At 56.8% G+C, this 19,258-nt stretch carries 15 protein-coding genes; 9 read left to right on the top strand and 6 right to left on the bottom strand.

The genetic code is table 11. The features are described from left to right. The first annotated feature begins 132 nt into the window (after window positions 1–132). Window positions 133–1,596, top strand: a complete 1,464-nt coding sequence (gene bepA / locus ACOTXD_RS03615) for a beta-barrel assembly-enhancing protease (RefSeq protein ID WP_003860547.1) — start codon at window positions 133–135, stop codon at window positions 1,594–1,596. A gap of 13 nt (window positions 1,597–1,609) precedes the next feature. After that, entirely contained in the window at window positions 1,610–1,966 is a 357-nt protein-coding gene (gene arsC, locus ACOTXD_RS03610) for an arsenate reductase (glutaredoxin) (protein ID WP_003860549.1), read from the top strand. On the opposite strand, the gene ACOTXD_RS03605 is transcribed toward arsC, so the two are convergent. After that, window positions 1,963–2,787 (bottom strand): hypothetical protein, encoded by an 825-nt coding sequence (locus ACOTXD_RS03605; protein ID WP_003860550.1) that lies wholly within the window; start codon window positions 2,785–2,787, stop codon window positions 1,963–1,965. The genes arsC and ACOTXD_RS03605 overlap by 4 nt on opposite strands. A 147-nt stretch (window positions 2,788–2,934) precedes the next feature. On the opposite strand from ACOTXD_RS03605, the gene celB reads away from it, so the two are divergent. The 3 genes from celB to ACOTXD_RS03590 are packed head-to-tail and all read left to right on the top strand — an operon-like array spanning window position 2,935 to window position 6,632. Then, window positions 2,935–4,254 (top strand): PTS cellobiose transporter subunit IIC, encoded by a 1,320-nt coding sequence (gene celB, locus ACOTXD_RS03600; RefSeq protein ID WP_023325032.1) that lies wholly within the window; start codon window positions 2,935–2,937, stop codon window positions 4,252–4,254. 3 nt (window positions 4,255–4,257) lie between these two features. Beyond that, on the top strand, window positions 4,258–5,214 hold the full coding sequence (locus ACOTXD_RS03595) for a N(4)-(beta-N-acetylglucosaminyl)-L-asparaginase (protein WP_061856671.1): 957 nt from the start codon (window positions 4,258–4,260) through the stop codon (window positions 5,212–5,214). Then, window positions 5,214–6,632 (top strand): leucyl aminopeptidase family protein, encoded by a 1,419-nt coding sequence (locus ACOTXD_RS03590; protein WP_045343153.1) that lies wholly within the window; start codon window positions 5,214–5,216, stop codon window positions 6,630–6,632. The genes ACOTXD_RS03595 and ACOTXD_RS03590 overlap by 1 nt, the downstream gene beginning before the upstream one ends. An 86-nt stretch (window positions 6,633–6,718) precedes the next feature. Here the strand turns inward: ACOTXD_RS03590 and ACOTXD_RS03585 are convergent, their stop codons facing one another. The 4 genes from ACOTXD_RS03585 to ACOTXD_RS03570 form a co-directional block, all read right to left on the bottom strand. Next, on the bottom strand, window positions 6,719–7,420 hold the full coding sequence (locus ACOTXD_RS03585; protein WP_211482948.1) for a DnaA inactivator Hda: 702 nt from the start codon (window positions 7,418–7,420) through the stop codon (window positions 6,719–6,721). Window positions 7,421–7,516: 96 nt separating this feature from the next. Further along, window positions 7,517–8,806: a uracil permease gene (uraA, locus tag ACOTXD_RS03580; RefSeq protein WP_003860558.1), complete on the bottom strand. Its 1,290-nt coding sequence runs from the start codon at window positions 8,804–8,806 to the stop codon at window positions 7,517–7,519. Between the two features lie 82 nt (window positions 8,807–8,888). Next, window positions 8,889–9,515 (bottom strand): uracil phosphoribosyltransferase, encoded by a 627-nt coding sequence (gene upp, locus ACOTXD_RS03575; RefSeq protein ID WP_003860560.1) that lies wholly within the window; start codon window positions 9,513–9,515, stop codon window positions 8,889–8,891. A 216-nt stretch (window positions 9,516–9,731) separates the two neighbouring features. Beyond that, on the bottom strand, window positions 9,732–11,162 hold the full coding sequence (locus tag ACOTXD_RS03570) for a 6-phospho-beta-glucosidase (RefSeq protein ID WP_061856673.1): 1,431 nt from the start codon (window positions 11,160–11,162) through the stop codon (window positions 9,732–9,734). A 266-nt stretch (window positions 11,163–11,428) separates the two neighbouring features. On the opposite strand from ACOTXD_RS03570, the gene purM reads away from it, so the two are divergent. From purM to ppx, 4 genes are all read left to right on the top strand, one after another. After that, window positions 11,429–12,466, top strand: coding sequence for a phosphoribosylformylglycinamidine cyclo-ligase (gene purM, locus ACOTXD_RS03565; RefSeq protein WP_003860563.1), 1,038 nt, complete (start codon window positions 11,429–11,431; stop codon window positions 12,464–12,466). Continuing rightward, on the top strand, window positions 12,463–13,104 hold the full coding sequence (gene purN, locus ACOTXD_RS03560; RefSeq protein ID WP_061856674.1) for a phosphoribosylglycinamide formyltransferase: 642 nt from the start codon (window positions 12,463–12,465) through the stop codon (window positions 13,102–13,104). The genes purM and purN overlap by 4 nt, the downstream gene beginning before the upstream one ends. A gap of 228 nt (window positions 13,105–13,332) precedes the next feature. After that, window positions 13,333–15,393 (top strand): polyphosphate kinase 1, encoded by a 2,061-nt coding sequence (gene ppk1 / locus ACOTXD_RS03555; protein ID WP_003860568.1) that lies wholly within the window; start codon window positions 13,333–13,335, stop codon window positions 15,391–15,393. A 3-nt stretch (window positions 15,394–15,396) separates the two neighbouring features. Beyond that, complete coding sequence (gene ppx / locus ACOTXD_RS03550; RefSeq protein WP_003860570.1) at window positions 15,397–16,935, top strand: exopolyphosphatase; 1,539 nt, start codon at window positions 15,397–15,399, stop codon at window positions 16,933–16,935. 4 nt (window positions 16,936–16,939) lie between these two features. Here the strand turns inward: ppx and ACOTXD_RS03545 are convergent, their stop codons facing one another. Beyond that, window positions 16,940–19,180, bottom strand: a complete 2,241-nt coding sequence (locus ACOTXD_RS03545; RefSeq protein WP_061856675.1) for an EAL domain-containing protein — start codon at window positions 19,178–19,180, stop codon at window positions 16,940–16,942. Between the last annotated feature and the right edge of the window lie 78 nt (window positions 19,181–19,258).

Genomic DNA, 19,258 nt, shown 5'->3' with positions numbered 1-19,258 from the left:
CAGGTTTCGCAAAACCCTGATGAATGGGATTTTCTTCATCTCTTAACACGGCTACACTCGCAGAGCAGCGGAGATGAACGTTATGCGGGTTCATCGGTCAAATTAGCACATCCAAAATACAGGACAGTGGTTATGTTCAGGCAGTTGAGAAAAACACTGGTTGCGACACTGATTGCCGCCGTGACGGTGGGTCAGGTGTTGCCCGCTTTCGCTGACTCGTCCGATTCATTGCCGGACATGGGCACCACGGCAGGAAGCACGCTCTCCATCGGGCAGGAGATGCAGATGGGTGATTATTACGTACGCCAGCTGCGCGGCAGTGCTCCGCTGATTAACGACCCTTTGCTGGTGCAGTACATCAACGGTCTGGGGATGCGGCTGGTGGCGCACGCCGACTCGGTAAAAACGCCCTTCCATTTCTATTTAATCAATAACGACGAAATCAACGCCTTCGCCTTCTTTGGCGGGAACGTGGTGCTGCATTCGGCGCTGTTCCGTTATTCCGATAACGAAAGCCAGCTGGCGTCCGTCATGGCGCACGAAATTTCGCACGTCACCCAGCGCCATCTGGCGCGTGCGATGGAAGATCAGAAGCGTAACGCCCCCCTGACCTGGGTGGGCGCGCTGGGTTCCATTTTGCTGGCGATGGCCAGCCCGCAGGCCGGGATGGCGGCGCTTACCGGGACGCTGGCGGGGACGCGTCAGGGGATGATCAGCTTTACCCAGCAGAACGAGCAGGAAGCAGACCGCATCGGCATTCAGGTTTTACAGCGTTCCGGCTTTGACCCGCAGGCCATGCCGAGCTTCCTGGAAAAACTGCTCGACCAGGCACGCTACTCGTCGCGCCCGCCTGAAATTCTGTTGACCCACCCGCTGCCGGAAAGCCGACTCTCGGATGCCCGTAACCGTGCCAACCAGATGCGTCCGGTCGTGGTGCAGTCTTCGCAGGATTTCTACATGGCCAAAGTGAGAACGCTTGGCATGTACAACTCCGGACGTAATCAGCTCACCAGCGATCTGCTGGACGCGCTGGCGAAAGGCAACGTGCGCGAGAAAAACGCGGCGCAGTATGGTCAGGCGCTCCAGGCGATGGAGGCCAGCAAGTACGATGAAGCGCGTAAAGCGCTACAGCCGCTGCTGGCGTCGGCGCCTGACAATCCGTGGTATCTTGACCTCGCCACCGATATCGATCTGGGGCAGAAAAAAGCGACCGATGCGATCAATCGTCTGAAAGGGGCGAAAGACATTCGCAACAATCCGGTATTGCAGCTTAACCTGGCGAACGCCTACCTACAGGGCGGCCAGCCCGGCGAGGCGGTGACCATTCTGAACCGCTACACCTTTAACAATAAAGATGACCAGAACGGCTGGGAACTGCTCGCCCAGGCCCAGGGGCAACTGGGTAACCGCGATCAGGAGCTGGCCGCGCGTGCGGAAGGCCTGGCGCTGGCGGGTCGCCTCGATCAGGCCATTTCCCTGTTGAGCAGCGCCAGCTCACAGGTGAAGCTTGGCAGCCTGCAACAGGCCCGCTACGATGCGCGAATCGACCAGCTGCGCGGCCTGCAACAACGCTTTAAGCCGTACGAGAAGATGTAATAAAGGAGAAGTCATGACAGACGCGGTAAAAATTTACCATAACCCTCGCTGCTCCAAGAGCCGCGAGACGCTGAATCTGCTGAAGTCTAACGGCATCGATCCGGAAGTGGTGTTGTATCTGGAGACGCCGCCGGATGCGCAGACGATCCGCCAGCTGCTGAAGATGCTTAACATGGGCAGCGCACGCGACCTGATGCGTCAGAAAGAAGATCTGTATAAGTCGCTTAATCTGAACGATACCAGTCTCACTGAAGATCGGCTGATTCAGGCGATGGTCGACAATCCTAAGCTGATTGAGCGCCCGATTGTCGTGGCGAACGGCAAGGCGCGTATCGGCCGTCCACCGGAAGACGTGCTCGGGATCGTCTAATCGTTACGCCGCAGCGCTTCCAGAAACGCCTGCGGCGTACGCTCTCCCAGCTTTTTCTGCGCTTTTCCCCGGTTGTAAAACTCACACAGTTGGATCAACAGCGCTCCCGCCGGTTCACTGTTCACCCGCGGAATGATCTCACGTAACGGCACGGTGGCCTGAAGGGCAAGATAATACTGTGAATGCACTTTTACGGTGACGTTATGCTCCGGCAAGTTCACTGCCAGCCCAAAAGTCTCAACAGATTGAATATCAGCCGGACAGGCAGCCAGCACCTCGTTCGTCCAGCGGGTCAGCAACTGCGGCGAGACACCGGCATAAAGCCGGGCGTAGCACCAGCCGCTAACGGGTTCACGCGCCCAGAGCAGGTGTTGCTCCCCACCGTCGTCCATATGCAGCGATAGCGGCTGATGATGCAGAAGTAGCTTCTGCGGCATGATACCGGCCTTCAGCGCCTTTTTGCCCTGCAACGACGCCCCCTTTTGTCTTACCGAAGCCGGTTTGAGGTAGCGGTTCAGGGTCGCGCGGGAAACGGCGATCCCGAGTCCGTCATTCACCAGCAGCAGCAGTTCATCCAGCGGTGCACCGGTGATATCACGCAGAGCATTTATCAGTGCTGCCTGCTCTTGTCTCAACGCTTTATGTATCACTTTTGGCGTGGTGTGGTTATCCGAAACCTGGTCGCGGTTGCGCCAGCGCCTGACGGTGGTGACCGAGATACCCAACTCAACGGCAAGCTCTCTGTCGCTTTTATCTGACTGCTGAAGATAACGACGGATACGCGGTGTGGTGGTGGCGTTGGCATGCAGTTTGATTTCCATCGCGTCTCTCTCCGCAACTAATCTTATGAGATTTATATCAGAGCAGCGAATGCTTTGTGACCGATTTCACCTTTCGCTCGCCGCGCTTCACTGATAATCCACAGACATAACATAAACAACACCTCTCAATCTTGTACGGAGTTCACAATGAACAATGTTCTGGGATTTCTTGAAGCAAAACTGATGCCGCTGGCGGCGAAAACGGCCCAGCAGCGTCATCTTGGGGCCATTCGTGGGGCCTACGTTTCATTCATGCCGTTTATCATCGTCGGCTCCATCCTGCTGGTGATCTCCTCCTTCCCGAATCAGGCCTATCAGCAGTTTATGTCTCAGGCCTTTGGTGAGAGCTGGAGTGCGATTATAGAGATCCCGTTTAACGCGGTGTTCTCAACCATGTCGCTGTTTATCAGCTTCCTGGTGGCCTACCGCCTGGCTGAGCATTATGGCGAGGACCGCATCTCCTGCGGCATCCTGGCGCTGGTCGCGTTTCTGATCCTGACGCCCTTTATCAAAGTGGCGGAAAACGGCGGCATTACCGTGATGCCGGTGGAGTGGATTGGCAGCAAAGGGCTGTTCGTGGCGATGATCGGTTCCCTGCTGTGGACGGAACTGTTCTGCTGGCTGAAGCGCAAAAAGCTGGTCATCAAAATGCCGGACGGCGTGCCTCCTGCGGTGCAGGAGTCGTTCGCGGCCCTGATCCCGGCCCTGCTGGTGATGATTCTGGTGCTGCTTATCCGCATCATCTTTGAAAACACCCACTACCACACCATCCACCAGTTTATTTATGAAGTGGTTGCCACCCCGGTGCGCCACTACGGCACCTCTTATTTCGGGGCGCTGATGACCGTATTCAGCATCACCATTCTGTGGTCAGTGGGCATTAACTCAGGTTCGATGATCAACGGGATTATTCGTCCGCTGTGGATGGAGAACCAGACCGACAACATCGCCGCGATTCAGGCGGGAACGACGCCGCCGCACATCATCACCGAACAGTTTTTTGACATGATCTGGATGGGCGGCGCGGGCGCCACGCTGTCGCTGGTGATTGCGATGCTGATTTTCGCCCGCAGCAAAAACATGCGCGAAGTGGCGCGCCTCGGTGCGGGTGCCTCGGTGTTTAACATCAACGAACCGATTCTCTTTGGCCTGCCGGTGATCATGAACCCAATCATGCTCATCCCGTTCAATCTGGTGCCGCTGGTGCTGGTCACCGTGCAGTATGCGGCGATGAAAATTGGTGCGGTCGCCGTCACCACCGGGGTGTTTATCCCCTGGACGCTGCCGCCGGTTATTAGCGGCTTTATCGTCACCGGGCACCTGAGCGGCAGCGTGATGCAGCTGATCAACCTGCTGATTGGCGCCATGCTGTACCTGCCTTTCATGCGTATCCTGGATAAACAGTACCGCGCGGCGGAAATAGCCAGCGTTACGCAAACCGACACCACCCTTGCAAAACAGGAGTAAAGCATGTGGGGAATTATCGCAACCTGGCGAATGGCGCTTGAAGGCGTCACGGAATCTGCGTCTGCGCTGGCTGCGGGCAAACCGGTCGCTGCGGCGGTAGTGGATGCCGTCGCCGCCGTCGAGGACTTTCCGCTGTATAAATCCGTCGGCTACGGCGGGCTGCCGACAGAGAACGGCGAGGTGGAGCTGGACGCGGCCTATATGGACGGCGACACGCTGGCGTTCGGCGCCGTGGGCAATCTGGTGGATATCGCCAACCCGGTGCGCGTGGCGCACGCGCTCAGCCGCCAGCGCTATAACAGCCTGCTGGTCGGCCAGGGCGCGCGCGAATGGGCGCTGAGTCAGGGCTTTGCCGATAAAACCATGCTCACGGATCGCGCCATGCAACACTACCGTAAGCGCTGCCGCGAAACGCTGGATAAGGGGTTAAGCCCCTACGACGGACATGACACCGTCGGCATCATCGGCCTCGATAAACAGGGCTCGATGAGCGTCGCCACTTCCACCAGCGGCCTGTTTATGAAAAAACGCGGTCGCCTCGGTGACTCACCCATCATCGGCTCCGGCTTTTACTGCGACAGCGAAACCGGCGCGGCCACCGCCACGGGCGTCGGTGAAGATCTGTTGAAGGGCTGTACCAGCTACGAAATCGTTCGCCGGATGGCGCAAGGCATGACGCCGCAGCAGGCGGCGGATTCGGTCGTGTTCGAACTGGAAGACAAACTGATGTCGCGCTTCGGTCGCGCGGGCGATCTCTCCGTGGTGTGCATGAACAGCAAAGGAGAATTTGGCGCCGCGACCAACATCAAAACCTTCTCGTTCGTGGTGGCGACGGCTCGCCAGCCCCTCACCGTTTTCCGTACTGAACGCCTGCGGGAGAAAACGCACTATCACGCGGTAGATGAGGAGTGGATGCAGGCCTATGCCGCGCGGATCCGCGCACCGATTGAGGAGTTATGATGATCACGTACCAGTTTATCAACGCACTTTCAGACGCGAAGCCGCAGAGCCATTTGATTGCGCGCGCTGACAGTTCCCTGTTACCGGATAGCGCTCTTATCGCTGAAATGCGCCAGCAGAGCACCGTCGCGGACGCGCGCTTTGGCTGCGCGCCGTTTGCCCGCATCACTCTGTTGCCGGATGCGCTCTGGCATGACGCCCTGACCGAAGGGTTGATCACGGCCCTGCGACCGCTGCTTACCGCCCCCGCCAGCGCCGAACTCGTGCTGGACGTGACGGATATCGACGATGTGGTGCTGGCGCAGGTACTGCGTTTTCTCTTTAATCAGGCGCACAGGCTCAGTGACCTGAAGCTGAAGAAGACGGACGAAGCGCTGCGCCTTACCTGCATCACTGCCCTCTGCCTGCCGGAACAGCAGGCGAAGCTGGAGACGACCTTCCGCCAGCAGCAGGCCATTGCGCTCGGCATGGTTGCGGCACGACGTCTGGCGGATATGCCATCCGACCGCTGTACGCCGCAGTTTGTGGTGGAAGAGGCGCAAAAACTGTGTGCCGCCAGCCCTGCTCTGCGCTGCGAGGTGTTGGATGAAAAGCAAATTGTTGAGCAGGGGCTGGGGCTACTGCACGCCGTTGGCAAAGGGGCGACCTGCCCGCCTCGCCTGCTGGCTATTCACTATAACGGCGTGTCTGATGGCCCGGTGCGCTGCTACGTGGGAAAAGGCATTACCTTTGACACCGGCGGCCTGTGGCTGAAGGAAGGCGCGGGCATGTACACCATGAAATATGACATGTGCGGCGCGGCTAACGTGCTCGGGCTGATGCTGACCGTTGCGGAGCTGAAATTACCCGTGCGCATCATGGGCGTGCTGGCGCTGGCGGAAAACGCCATCGGCCCCGACGCCATGCAGCCCGGCACGGTGGCAACAGCCTGCAACGGCATTACGGTGGAAATCAACAACACCGATGCCGAGGGCCGGCTGGTGCTGGCAGACGCTATCGCCTGGGCGAGTCAGCGCCATCCGCAGGCGCATTATATTATTGATATGGCGACCTTAACCGGAGCGGTGGTGAAAGCGCTGGGGTATGAGCTGAGCGGGCTGATGACCCAGGATGAGCCGTTGCGTCAGGCACTGACGCTCGCGGGCAAACGGAGCGGCGACGAGGTGTGGTCCCTGCCGCTGGATGCGAGGCTGAGAAAGCAAACCGACAGCGCGATTGCCGATCTGTGCAACACGCCGACCAACAATGCGGCGATCAGCGCCTCGGCGGCGTGGCTGCTGCACCATTTCTGCCCGCCGACTATTCCGTGGGCGCATCTGGATATCAGCGGGACGGCGCTGTGGCGAGAAAACGGACGGAGCGTGGCGTCGGGAAGACCGATTCCGCTGCTGGTGGAGCACTTGTTGGGGGATCTTTAGCCGGGTGGCGGCTGCGCCTTACCCGGCCTGCAAGGTATGACGGGTTTTCGTAGGCCCGGTAAGCGCAGCGCCACCGGGCAAAAAGCTCAAAGCTTAAGAATATCTTTCACAAACGGAATGGTCAGCTTGCGCTGGGCGGTGATGGAGGCGCGATCGAGCTGATCGAGCGTATCAAAGAGCGTGCGCATCTCCCGATCCAGACGCTTGAGCAGGAAGCGCCCTACGTCTTCCGGCAGTTCAAATCCGCGCAGTCTGGCGCGCAACTGAAGTGCCTGGAGTTTGTCTTCATCCGACAGCGGTTGCAGCTTGTAGATTTGCCCCCAGTCCAGACGAGAGGCCAGATCCGGCAGCCCCAGATTGAGCTGGCGCGGCGGACGATCGCCGGTGATCAGCAGCCGGGTTTTGCCCGACTCCAGAATGCGGTTGTAGAGGTTAAAGATCGCCATTTCCCACGGTTCGTCCCCCGCCACGCATTCGATATTATCGATGCAGACCAGGGAGAGATGTTCCATGCCCTCCAGCACCTCAGGCACAAACCAGGTGCGTTTATCCAGCGGCACATAGCCTACCGCGTCACCGCGCGCCGAAAGCTCCGCACAGGCGGCATGCAGCAGGTGGCTGCGTCCCGCGCCTTCGCGTGACCAGATATAGATGTATCCGCTGTGTTCCTGGCGCAGCACGTTTTGCAGTGCAGCCAGTAAAGAGGGGTTATCACCCGGCCAGAAACTCGCGAAAGTTTCATCGTCAGGGAGATAAAGTGGCAGAGAGAGCTGTGCCGGTCCGTTCAGAAATACCTCAACCAGAGATCTTACATAAAATCGGAATGGAGTTTAACACGGAACCTGCAAGGAGAGAACCGGGCGATCCTTCGCCCGGCATGACGATCAATGTGGCGCTTTTTCGCTGTCGTCCGCGTCCAGCACCACCTCTTCCGGGCGGATCACCGAGATCAGCTTGAAAATCAGGCTCAGGCCGACGCCGACGATGGTCGCCAGCGCCATACCCTTCAGCTCTGCCGCGCCGATGTGCACCTTCGCGCCGCTCACGCCGATAATCAGGATAACGGAGGTCAGGATCAGGTTCTGCGCCTTGCTGTAATCCACTTTGGATTCAATCAGCACGCGAATACCGGAGGCACCGATCACCCCGTACAGCAGCAGAGAAACGCCGCCCATCACCGGCACCGGGATAATCTGGATCGCTGCCGCCAGTTTACCAACGCAGGAGAGCAGAATGGCGATGATCGCCGCGCCGCCGATAACCCAGGTGCTGTAGACGCGGGTGATCGCCATTACGCCGATATTCTCACCGTAAGTCGTGTTTGGCGTGGAGCCGAAGAAACCAGAGATGATGGTGGAGAAACCGTTGGCAAACATGGAGCGATGCAGGCCCGGGTCGCGGATCAGGTCGCGCTTCACGATGTTCGCCGTCACCACCAGGTGGCCGACGTGCTCAGCAATCACCACCAGCGCGGCAGGCAGAATGGTGAAAATGGCGAACCATTCAAAGCGCGGGGTGTAGAAGGTTGGCAGCGCGAACCAGTGCGCCTCGGCAATCGGTGTGGTATCCACAACGCCCATCACGAAGGAGAGCGCGTAACCCGCCAGCACGCCGATCAGGATCGGGATAATCGCCATAAAGCCGCGGAAGAGGACGGAACCGAATACCGTCACGCCCAGCGTCACCAGCGAAATAATAATGGTTTTAGAATCCGGTGACTGACCGTCCGCAGGCAGCAGCCCAGCCATGTTCGCCGCGACACCCGCCAGCTCCAGGCCGATGACGGCAACGATGGCCCCCATTGCCGCAGGCGGGAACATCACGTCCAGCCAGCCGGTACCGGCTTTCTTCACGATGAAGGAGACCAGGCAGAACAGCACGCCGCACATGATGAAGCCGCCCAGCGCGACCTCATAACCCAGCGGCAGCAACAGCAGTACCGGGGAGATAAACGCGAAGCTCGACCCGAGATAGGCCGGGATTTTGCCCTTACAGATGAAGAGGTAAAGCAGCGTACCGATGCCGTTAAACAGCAGCACGGTAGCCGGGTTAATGTGAAACAGGATTGGCACCAGCACGGTTGCGCCAAACATGGCGAACAGGTGCTGCAAACTAAGCGGGATTGTCTGTAAAAGCGGCGGTCTTTCACTCACCCCGATAGCACGGCGCGTCATAGTGTTTTCCTCTGAGTGTTATTGTTGGTTTTTATTCAAAAAAAAGCCGACTATCAAAGTCGGCTTCTTTATCGTTATTCGATTATTTAGTACCAAAAATCTTATCGCCGGCATCGCCGAGCCCCGGGATGATGTACCCGTGCTCGTTCAGTCCCTGGTCGACAGACGCGGTATAGAGTTCAACGTCCGGGTGCGCTTTTTCCAGCGCCGCGATACCTTCCGGCGCCGCAACCAGTACCAGCACTTTGATGCTGCTGCATCCCGCTTTTTTCAGCAGGTCGATGGTGGCGATCATCGAACCGCCGGTCGCGAGCATCGGGTCAACCACCAGCGCCATACGCTCATCGATGTTAGAGACCAGCTTCTGGAAGTACGGGACCGGCTCAAGCGTCTCTTCGTTACGGTAGATACCCACCACGCTGATACGCGCGCTTGGGACGTGCTCCAGCACGCCTTCCATCATGCCCAGACCCGCACGCAGGATTGGCACCACGGTAATTTTTTTACCTTTGATCTGCTCAACCTGTACCGGGCCGTTCCAGCCTTCGATGGTCACTTTTTCCGTTTCCAGATCAGAGGTCGCTTCGTAGGTCAGCAGGCTACCCACTTCAGAAGCCAGTTCGCGAAAACGCTTCGTGCTGATGTCATGCTCACGCATCAGGCCCAACTTGTGTTTAACGAGTGGGTGTTTCACTTCCACAATCTTCATTCTCTTTCTCCTCTGAGGTGGCATCCGCAAAAAAATCGCGGGATTATACCGCTTTTTTCGGATTGCGCCATACCCATCTTGCTTGACATACATCAATCAAAAACAAAAAAGCCGGAGGCGAGGCTCCGGCTTGGGGGCGGGATTCTGCCGGGTGGCGCTAACGCTTACCCGGCCTGGACATCCCGTAGGCCCGGTAAGCGCAGCGCCACCGGGCAATTATAGCTGCTCTCCGTTGCTGGCAATCACCTGCTTATACCAGTCGAACGATTTCTTCTTGCTGCGGTTCAGCGTACCGTTACCTTCGTTATCTTTATCGACAAAGATAAAGCCGTAGCGTTTCTTCATCTCGCCGGTGCCGGCAGAGACCAGGTCGATACAGCCCCACGGCGTGTAGCCCATCAGATCCACGCCGTCTTCCACCACCGCTTTTTTCATCTCGCGGATATGGGCGGAAAGGTAGTCGATGCGGTACTGGTCGTTCACCGTGCCGTCGCTCTCCTGCACGTCGATCGCGCCAAAGCCGTTCTCAACAATAAACAGCGGCAGCTGATAGTGATCCCAGAACCAGTTCAGGGAGTAGCGAAGCCCCACCGGGTCAATCTGCCAGCCCCAGTCCGATTTCTGCACGTACGGGTTAGAGACCAGGCTCTTGCTCTCGTCGTAGTCCAGCTGCGGGTTGTCCGCCGTCGCTTTGGTGGCGAAAGACATGTAGTAGCTGAACCCGATGTAATCCACGCAGCCCTGCGTCAGCGCCACTTTATCTTCTTCGGTGATATCCAGCGCGAAGCCGCGACGTTCAAAGTAGTTGAGCAGATGCTGCGGATACTTGCCGCGCACGTGAACGTCGGTGAACCAGTAGCGGCGATGCATGGCGTTCATCGCCATCATCATATCGTCCGGGGCACAGGTCAGCGGATAGATGGGGCACATGGCAATCATGCAGCCGATTTGCAGCGACGGGTTGATCTCGCGCCCCGCCTTCACCGCCAGGGCACTGGCCACCAGCTCATAGTGCGCCGCCTGGAACATCACCGGCTCGCGATCTTCTCCCGGCGCATATTTCAGCCCGGAGTTGGTAAACGGCGCAAAGTCTTCGTGGAAGTTGGCCTGGTTGTTGATCTCGTTAAAGGTCATCCAGTACTTCACTTTATGCTGGTAGCGCTCAAAAACGACCTTCGCGAAGCGGACAAAGAAGTCGATCAGCTTACGGTTGCGCCAGCCGCCGTATTCCGTCACCAGGTGGAAAGGCATCTCGAAGTGGGAAAGCGTGATCACCGGCTCGATGCCGTGCTTCAGGCACTCGTCGAACAGATCGTCATAGAATTGGAGTCCCGCTTCGTTCGGCTCCAGCTCGTCGCCTTTCGGGAAGATACGCGTCCAGGCGATGGAGGTGCGAAAGCATTTGAACCCCATTTCGGCAAAGAGTTTGATGTCTTCTTTATAGCGGTGATAGAAGTCGATGGCTTCGTGGTTTGGGTAATTTTTCCCCTCCATCACGCCGTTGGTGATTTCACGCGGTACCCCATGGGCGCCTGCCGTCATGACATCAGCAACGCTCACGCCCTTGCCGCCCTCTTTCCAGCCGCCTTCAAGCTGGTGCGCCGCAACGGCCCCACCCCACAGAAAACCTGCTTTAAATCCTGACATTCGCTATCCCTCATTCTGCGTTATTTTCTGCAAAAACAGTTACAGAAACCGGTTTCATTTTGATGATGTGCAAAGGGGATTGCCGTTGCAAGCAGATCGCCGAAACCGGTTTCATTTTCGTGAACAGAGTCAAGTTTGTTGCCCTGGACAGGCCGCACAGAAAAAAAGATCCCCGCGCCGAGAATAGGCTCGCAAACGTTTGCCTGGACTGTTAGAATTGCGCCGATTTTTCTTACTAGCTATGCAATCGCGTGGGGATTTAAGCCGTGACCAACAAAACTTCTCTCAGCTACAAAGATGCCGGTGTTGATATTGACGCAGGTAATGCGCTGGTTGACCGAATCAAAGGTGTGGTGAAAAAAACCCGCCGCCCGGAAGTGATGGGTGGCCTGGGTGGATTCGGCGCGCTGTGCGCGCTGCCGCAAAAATATCGTGAACCTGTGCTGGTCTCGGGTACGGATGGTGTCGGTACAAAACTGCGCCTGGCGATGGATCTTAAGCGTCACGATACGATTGGTATCGATCTGGTGGCGATGTGCGTCAACGACCTGGTGGTACAGGGCGCTGAGCCGCTGTTCTTCCTGGATTACTACGCGACCGGCAAGCTGGACGTGGATACCGCAGCCAGCGTCATTAACGGTATCGCCGAAGGCTGCCTGCAATCCGGCTGTGCGCTGGTCGGCGGTGAAACCGCGGAAATGCCTGGCATGTATCACGGTGAAGATTATGACGTCGCAGGCTTCTGCGTCGGCGTGGTAGAAAAATCAGAAATTATCGACGGCAGCAAAGTGGCTGACGGCGATGTGCTGGTTGCGCTGGCTTCCAGCGGTCCGCACTCCAACGGCTACTCTCTGGTGCGTAAAATCCTCGAAGTGAGCGGTTGCGACCCGCTGACCACCGAGCTGGACGGCAAACCGCTGGCCGATCACCTGCTGGCCCCGACCCGCATCTACGTGAAAAACGTGCTGGAGCTGATTGAGAACGTTGACGTGCACGCCATCGCTCACCTTACCGGCGGCGGCTTCTGGGAAAACATTCCGCGCGTGCTGCCGGATAATACCCAGGCGGTGATCGACGCCTCCTCATGGCAGTGGCCGTCCGTCTTCAACTGGCTGCAAACCGCAGGCAACGTGAGCGAGCATGAAATGTACCGCACCTTTAACTGCGGCGTGGGCATGGTTATCGCCCTGCCCGCCAGCGAAGCGGATAAAGCGATTAAACTGCTGACAGAAAAAGGTGAAAACGCGTGGAAAATCGGTACGATTAAAGCTTCCGATTCCGAACAGCGTGTGGTCATTGAATGAAAAACATCGTGGTGCTCATTTCCGGCAACGGAAGCAATTTGCAGGCAATCATAGACGCCTGCAAACAGAAGAAAATCAATGGCACCATTCGGGCAGTATTCAGCAACAAGGCCGATGCATTCGGCCTTGAGCGCGCGCGGGAAGCGAACATTCCTGCGCACGCGCTGGAAGCCAGCCAGTTCGCCGGGCGTGAAGCCTTTGACCGTGAGCTGGTGCAGGAGATTGACGCCTACGCGCCTGACGTGGTGGTGCTGGCAGGCTACATGCGCATCCTGAGCCCGGCTTTTGTTGCACACTACGCCGGACGACTGCTCAATATCCACCCTTCCCTGCTACCAAAATACCCCGGTCTGCACACCCATCGTCAGGTGCTGGAGAACGGCGATGAGGAGCATGGTACCTCCGTGCATTTCGTCACCGACGAGCTGGACGGCGGTCCGGTCATTTTGCAGGCAAAAGTACCGGTCTTTGACGGTGACAACGAAGACGACGTGACCGAACGTGTACAGGCTCAGGAACACGCCATTTATCCGCTGGTGGTAAGCTGGTTTGTCGATGGACGTCTGGAGATGCGCAACGGCGCAGCCTGGCTGGACGGCGTGAAGTTGCCCCCGCAGGGTTATGCTGCCGAAGAGTAGTGTGTTTGAATTGCCCGGCGGCGCTTCGCTTGCACGGGCCTACGGCCCCGTAGGTCGTGGTAAGCGCAGCGCCACCCGACATCCCCTCCCCCAACCCTCTAAATTCCCCAATAAAAAAATAACTGTCATACTTTTCTGGCACTGTTGGACATATCGTGGAAATGCTCGCCATAATAAGGACGAGACGGATTTACCACGTCCTGTGATTGAACTGGAGTGTGAGCTGTAATGGGTCAGGAAAAGTTATACATTGAGAAAGAGCTAAGCTGGTTAGCATTCAACGAACGTGTACTTCAGGAAGCGGCCGATAAAACCAACCCGCTGATTGAACGTATGCGTTTTTTAGGCATCTATTCCAACAATCTGGATGAGTTCTACAAGGTTCGCTTCGCCGAACTGAAACGCCGAATCATCATCAGCGAAGAACAGGGCTTAAACTCCCACTCGCGACATCTGCTTGGAAAAATCCAGTCTCGCGTCATGAAAGCCGATCAGGAATTTGATGGCCTCTATAACGAGCTGCTGCTGGAAATGGCACGCAACCAAATCTTCCTGATCAACGAACGCCAGCTCTCCGCGAATCAGCAAAACTGGCTGCGCCACTATTTTAAACATTATCTGCGCCAGCATATCACCCCGATTCTGATCAACCGTGAAACCGATCTGGTGCAGTTCCTGAAAGATGATTACACCTATCTGGCGGTAGAAATCATTCGTGGTGAGACCATTAACTACGCGCTGCTGGAAATACCGTCTGATAAAGTCCCACGCTTTGTAAACCTGCCGCCGGAAACCCCGCGCCGACGTAAACCGATGATCCTGCTGGATAACATCCTGCGCTACTGCCTGGACGATATCTTCAAAGGCTTCTTCGATTACGACGCGCTCAACGCCTACTCTATGAAGATGACCCGTGACGCCGAGTACGATCTGGTGCATGAGATGGAAGCCAGCCTGATGGAGCTGATGTCTTCCAGCCTCAAGCAGCGCCTGACGGCGGAGCCAGTGCGGTTTGTCTATCAGCGTGATATGCCGGACGCAATGGTGGAGATGCTGCGCGATAAGCTGACCATCTCCCGCTACGACTCCATTATTCCCGGCGGGCGTTACCACAACTTTAAAGATTTCATTGGCTTCCCGAACGTCGGCAAAGCCAATCTGGTGAACAAACCGCTGCCGCGCCTGCGCCATATCTGGTTCGATAAGTTCCGCAACGGGTTCGACGCCATCCGCGAACGGGATGTACTGCTCTACTATCCGTATCATACCTTTGAGCACGTGCTGGAATTGCTGCGTCAGGCCTCATTCGATCCGAACGTGCTGGCGATTAAAATCAATATTTATCGCGTGGCGAAAGATTCCCGCATCATCGATGCGATGATCCACGCGGCGCACAACGGCAAGAAAGTGACCGTGGTAGTTGAGCTCCAGGCTCGCTTCGACGAAGAGGCCAACATCCACTGGGCGCGCCGACTGACGGAAGCGGGCGTGCACGTCATCTTCTCCGCGCCGGGGCTGAAAATTCACGCCAAGTTGTTCCTGATCTCCCGTAAAGAGGGTGACGAGGTGGTGCGCTACGCCCATATCGGTACCGGGAACTTTAACGAGAAAACCGCGAGAATCTACACCGACTATTCGCTGCTGACTGCCGATGCCCGCATCACCAACGAAGTGCGTCGGGTGTTCAACTTCATTGAGAACCCGTACCGCCCGGTGAGCTTCGATTATCTGCTGGTGTCACCGCAGAACTCACGGCGCCTGCTGTACGATATGATCGACAAAGAGATTGCCAATGCGCAGAACGGCTTGTCGTCCGGCATTACGCTGAAGCTCAACAATCTGGTGGACAAAGGGCTGGTGGACCGCCTGTACGCGGCCTCCAGTTCTGGCGTTCCGGTAAATCTGCTCATTCGCGGCATGTGCTCGCTCATTCCGGAACTGGAAGGCATTAGCGATAACATCCGCGTGATCAGCATTGTGGATCGCTATCTTGAACACGATCGCGTCTATATTTTCGATAACGCCGGTGATAAGCGCGTATACCTCTCGTCCGCCGACTGGATGACGCGTAACATTGATTACCGTATTGAAGTAGCGGCACCGCTGCTGGATCCTCGCCTGAAGCAGCGTATCCTGGACATTATCGAGATCCTGTTCAGCGATACGGTGAAAGCACGTTATATCGACAAAGAACTCAGTAATCGCTATGTACCGCGCGGCAATCGCCGTAAAGTGCGCTCGCAGCTGGCGATTTACGATTACATTAAATCACTTGAGCAACCCGATTAACCTATGCCAATAAACGATAATACCCCACGCCCGCAGGAGTTCGCTGCGGTCGATCTTGGCTCAAACAGTTTCCATATGGTCATCGCCCGCGAGGTGGATGGCGCGATGCAGATCATCGGTCGTCTGAAGCAGCGTGTGCATCTGGCCGATGGTCTCGACGCGCGTAACATGCTGAGCGAAGAGGCTATGGAGCGCGGGCTGAACTGCCTGTCGCTGTTCGCAGAACGTCTGCAAGGCTTTTCACCGTCCAGCGTCTGCATCGTTGGAACGCATACGCTACGCCAGGCGCTGAACGCGCCGGAATTTCTTAAGCGCGCGGAAAAGGTTATCCCCTACCCGATTGAGATCATCTCCGGTAACGAAGAAGCGCGCCTGATTTTTATGGGCGTGGAGCATACGCAGCCGGAAAAAGGCCGCAAGCTGGTGATTGATATCGGCGGTGGCTCCACGGAACTGGTGATTGGCGAAGACTTCGAGCCGCGTCTGGTGGAAAGCCGCCGTATGGGCTGCGTCAGCTTCGCGCAGATGTATTTCCCGGGCGGCGTCATCACCCGCGAAAACTTCCAGCGCGCGCGCATGGCCGCCGTACAAAAACTGGAAAATCTGGCCTGGCAATACCGTATTCAGGGCTGGAACGTGGCGCTGGGCGCATCGGGGTCGATTAAAGCGGCCCATGAAGTGCTGCTGGCGATGGGTGAAAAAGACGGGTTTATTACGCCTGAGCGCCTGGTGAAACTCACCGAAGAGGTGCTTAAGCATAAGAGCTTCGACGCCCTGAGTTTGCCGGGTCTGTCCGACGAACGTAAAGCCGTGTTCGTACCGGGGCTGGCGATCCTCTGCGGCGTGTTTGACGCGCTGGCGATCAAAGAGCTGCGCCTCTCTGACGGCGCCCTGCGTGAAGGCGTGCTGTATGAGATGGAAGGACGTTTCCGTCATCAGGATATTCGCAGCCGTACCGCGCAGAGCCTGGCCAACCAGTACAACATCGACCGTGAACAGGCGAAGCGTGTTCTCGAAACCACGGTGCAGATGTACGAGCAGTGGGAGGAGCAAAATCCTAAGCTGGCGCATCCGCAGCTGGCCGCACTGTTAAAATGGGCCGCCATGCTGCACGAGGTGGGGCTGAACATTAACCACAGCGGAATGCATCGCCATTCAGCCTATATTCTGCAAAACAGCGATCTGCCTGGCTTCAACCAGGAGCAGCAAACCATGATGGCGACGCTGGTCCGCTATCACCGCAAAGCCATCAAGCTCGACGATCTGCCGCGCTTTACGTTGTTTAAGAAAAAGCAGTTCCTGCCGCTCATTCAGCTGTTGCGCCTGGGCGTATTGCTCAATAATCAGCGACAGGCGACCACCACGCCGCCGACGCTGAAGCTAAAAACGGATGACTATCACTGGACGCTGAGCTTCCCGCACGACTGGTTCAGCCAGAACGCGCTGGTACTGCTGGATCTGGAAAAAGAGCAGCAGTACTGGGAAGCGGTCACCGGCTGGCTGTTGAAGATTGAAGAAGAGAGTTCTGAGGCGGCAGCGTAACGGCTCAGGCGCTCTCCTGAGAAGGCTCCGTGTCGAGCAACGTATCAAGCTCAGCCGGCAACCCAATCAAATAACCCTGCACATAATCGATACCTAGCGCGTGCACCGCGCTACGTATCTCTTCTGTTTCCACATATTCCGCCACCACCAGCATTTTCTTCATCCGGGCCAGATGGCAAATAGAAGCCACAATCTGGTAATCCAGGCTGTTGCTGACAATATTGCGAATAAAACCGCCGTCGATTTTGAGGATGTCGGCGTCCACGCTTTTTAACCGCGCATAGCTGGCGTAGCCGGTGCCAAAATCATCAATGGCGATCCGGATGCCCATTTTTTGTAATTTCCTGAGGGTAGACGCCGCCAGATCCGCATGACCAAAGGCGCTGCTTTCGGTCACTTCAAAGATCAACTGCCATGCTTCAACGGCGTATTTGGCTAACAGGCGGCTCACTTCAAGCGGGAACTGCGCCCGGTAGACGGTAGAAGGTGCGAGGTTGATCGCAAAGCGCTGGCCCGGCAACCGCTGGCGGTGCTGTGCCAGGAAACTCAACGTACGCTCCAGTACCCATAAATCGACACGCGACGATAAACCAAACTCCTGTGCTATGGGCAGGAACTGTTCGGGAAAGATCAGCGCCCCATTATCATCACGCATTCGCAGCAGCACCTCGTGATAACATTCGCCGCGCAGCCCGCGAACGGGTTGAACCAGCAGGGTAAAAGCGTCCTGCTCCAGCGCGGCCTGTAAACGGCTCATCATCGCGACCTTATCTTTCAGGCTACGCTGCAAGTGAACAGCCCCGCGCTGCTGAAGATTTTCCGGGTGGTTGGTAGAAAGGGAGAGATCGGCCACGATGCCCAGCTCCCCCAGCACCAGATAGAGGTGATTGACGGGTGAGCGCACATAGCAATAGCTTATGCCGACCTGAGGCTGTACCGGCATACCATCCCAGACAAAAACGAACTGCTTGATATGCTCGTCCAGCGTCTCAATGCGCTGTTGATGCGACTCCGCATCCAGACGCACCGCCATGTCATACCCGGTGAGGTGATAGACTCGCTCATTGGGCTGTAGAGTGCCGTTTATCCATTGCGCCAGCTGCTGTTTATACTGGATCCGCAGCATCACGCCGTAATTGCGTCCCAGTACCTCCAGCTCGGGCACGCGCAGTAAACAGAGCGCTGACCACGGATGACTGGCCAGCTCGCGCGACAGCGCCCGCAGGTTGGGCATATGCACCACCGGATCGAGAAAAGCCTGACTGCGGGAGCGAATATTGATGGCGCGCTGGCGTGTCGCCAGCATCGACATGTACGTCACAACGAAGGAAAAGACCAGATAGCTGGATGAGGTGATCGCCAGCTGAATGCCATACCCCTCATGCACCGGAATGTAGTGATAAAAAAAGTGAATCGACACCAGCAGGACCGGCGTCCAGATGAGTGACATCAGCTTGTAGCCAAAGCGCATCGCCCCCCAGAGCATCACGGGCATCAGCAGGGACAAGGTATAGTTGGTACTGAAAATGGAACTGTTTGCATTCATGGGCAGCAGCAGCATGACCAGCAACCCGCCCAGGGCTAAAAACCACACCACAAACTCAACGGCCGTCACCTTTTTGTCTATTTGCGCGCGGAGCTGGGACATCAGTCCCTTGATATAGCGCGGATGCCGTATCAGGCGGATCAGCAGGTAGCTTAGCGGCACGCCCGTCAGCCCGCTCACCAGTAGCCCCTGATAGTTAATAAGTGTCCGAATATTGAGGGGATTTAGTCCCGCGAGGCTCTGGCGGCTCTCATAAATGCCGAGATAAACCGCAAACTGAAACAGCACCAGAAAAAGCGTTGCCGGACAAAACACCTGCCAGAAAATACGCTGCCCCATCAGACGTATGTCACCGTAAGCGGTCATATTGCGCCGGGGCGCAAATACGCGATAACCGCCCCAGCTGAGCACCAGAGGAACGATAAAATGCAGAATGCCAGCCACGGTTTCAAATAACCCAACGGAGGGGTAATAACGTAAAAATAGCGATACCACCACCCCGGGGAGGGCTTCCAGGCCAAAGAACAACATCAGCGCCAGCAGAAAAGAGAGCGGGAGATAATAGAGCGCAACGATACCGTCGCCCAGCTGCGTTAAGGTATTAGCCACACTTAGTACCGGGAGTAACACGACGGGTAAAATAAGAGGAAGTGCCCACCAGCGGTCTTTATTTTGCTTCAGGATGTGGTGAATATTCATAGATGCTCGTTTACAACCCTTGCGCTCCAGAGGGTAAAGGAAGACAGGCATCCAACCTGACGTACACGTTGCCCGGAA

The organism is Enterobacter cloacae complex sp. CDL013, from assembly GCF_049238805.1.
Taxonomy (GTDB): domain Bacteria; phylum Pseudomonadota; class Gammaproteobacteria; order Enterobacterales; family Enterobacteriaceae; genus Enterobacter; species Enterobacter hormaechei_C.
Note: the sequence above shows the minus strand (reverse complement) of the source record. Positions and strands in the feature narration are given on the sequence as shown.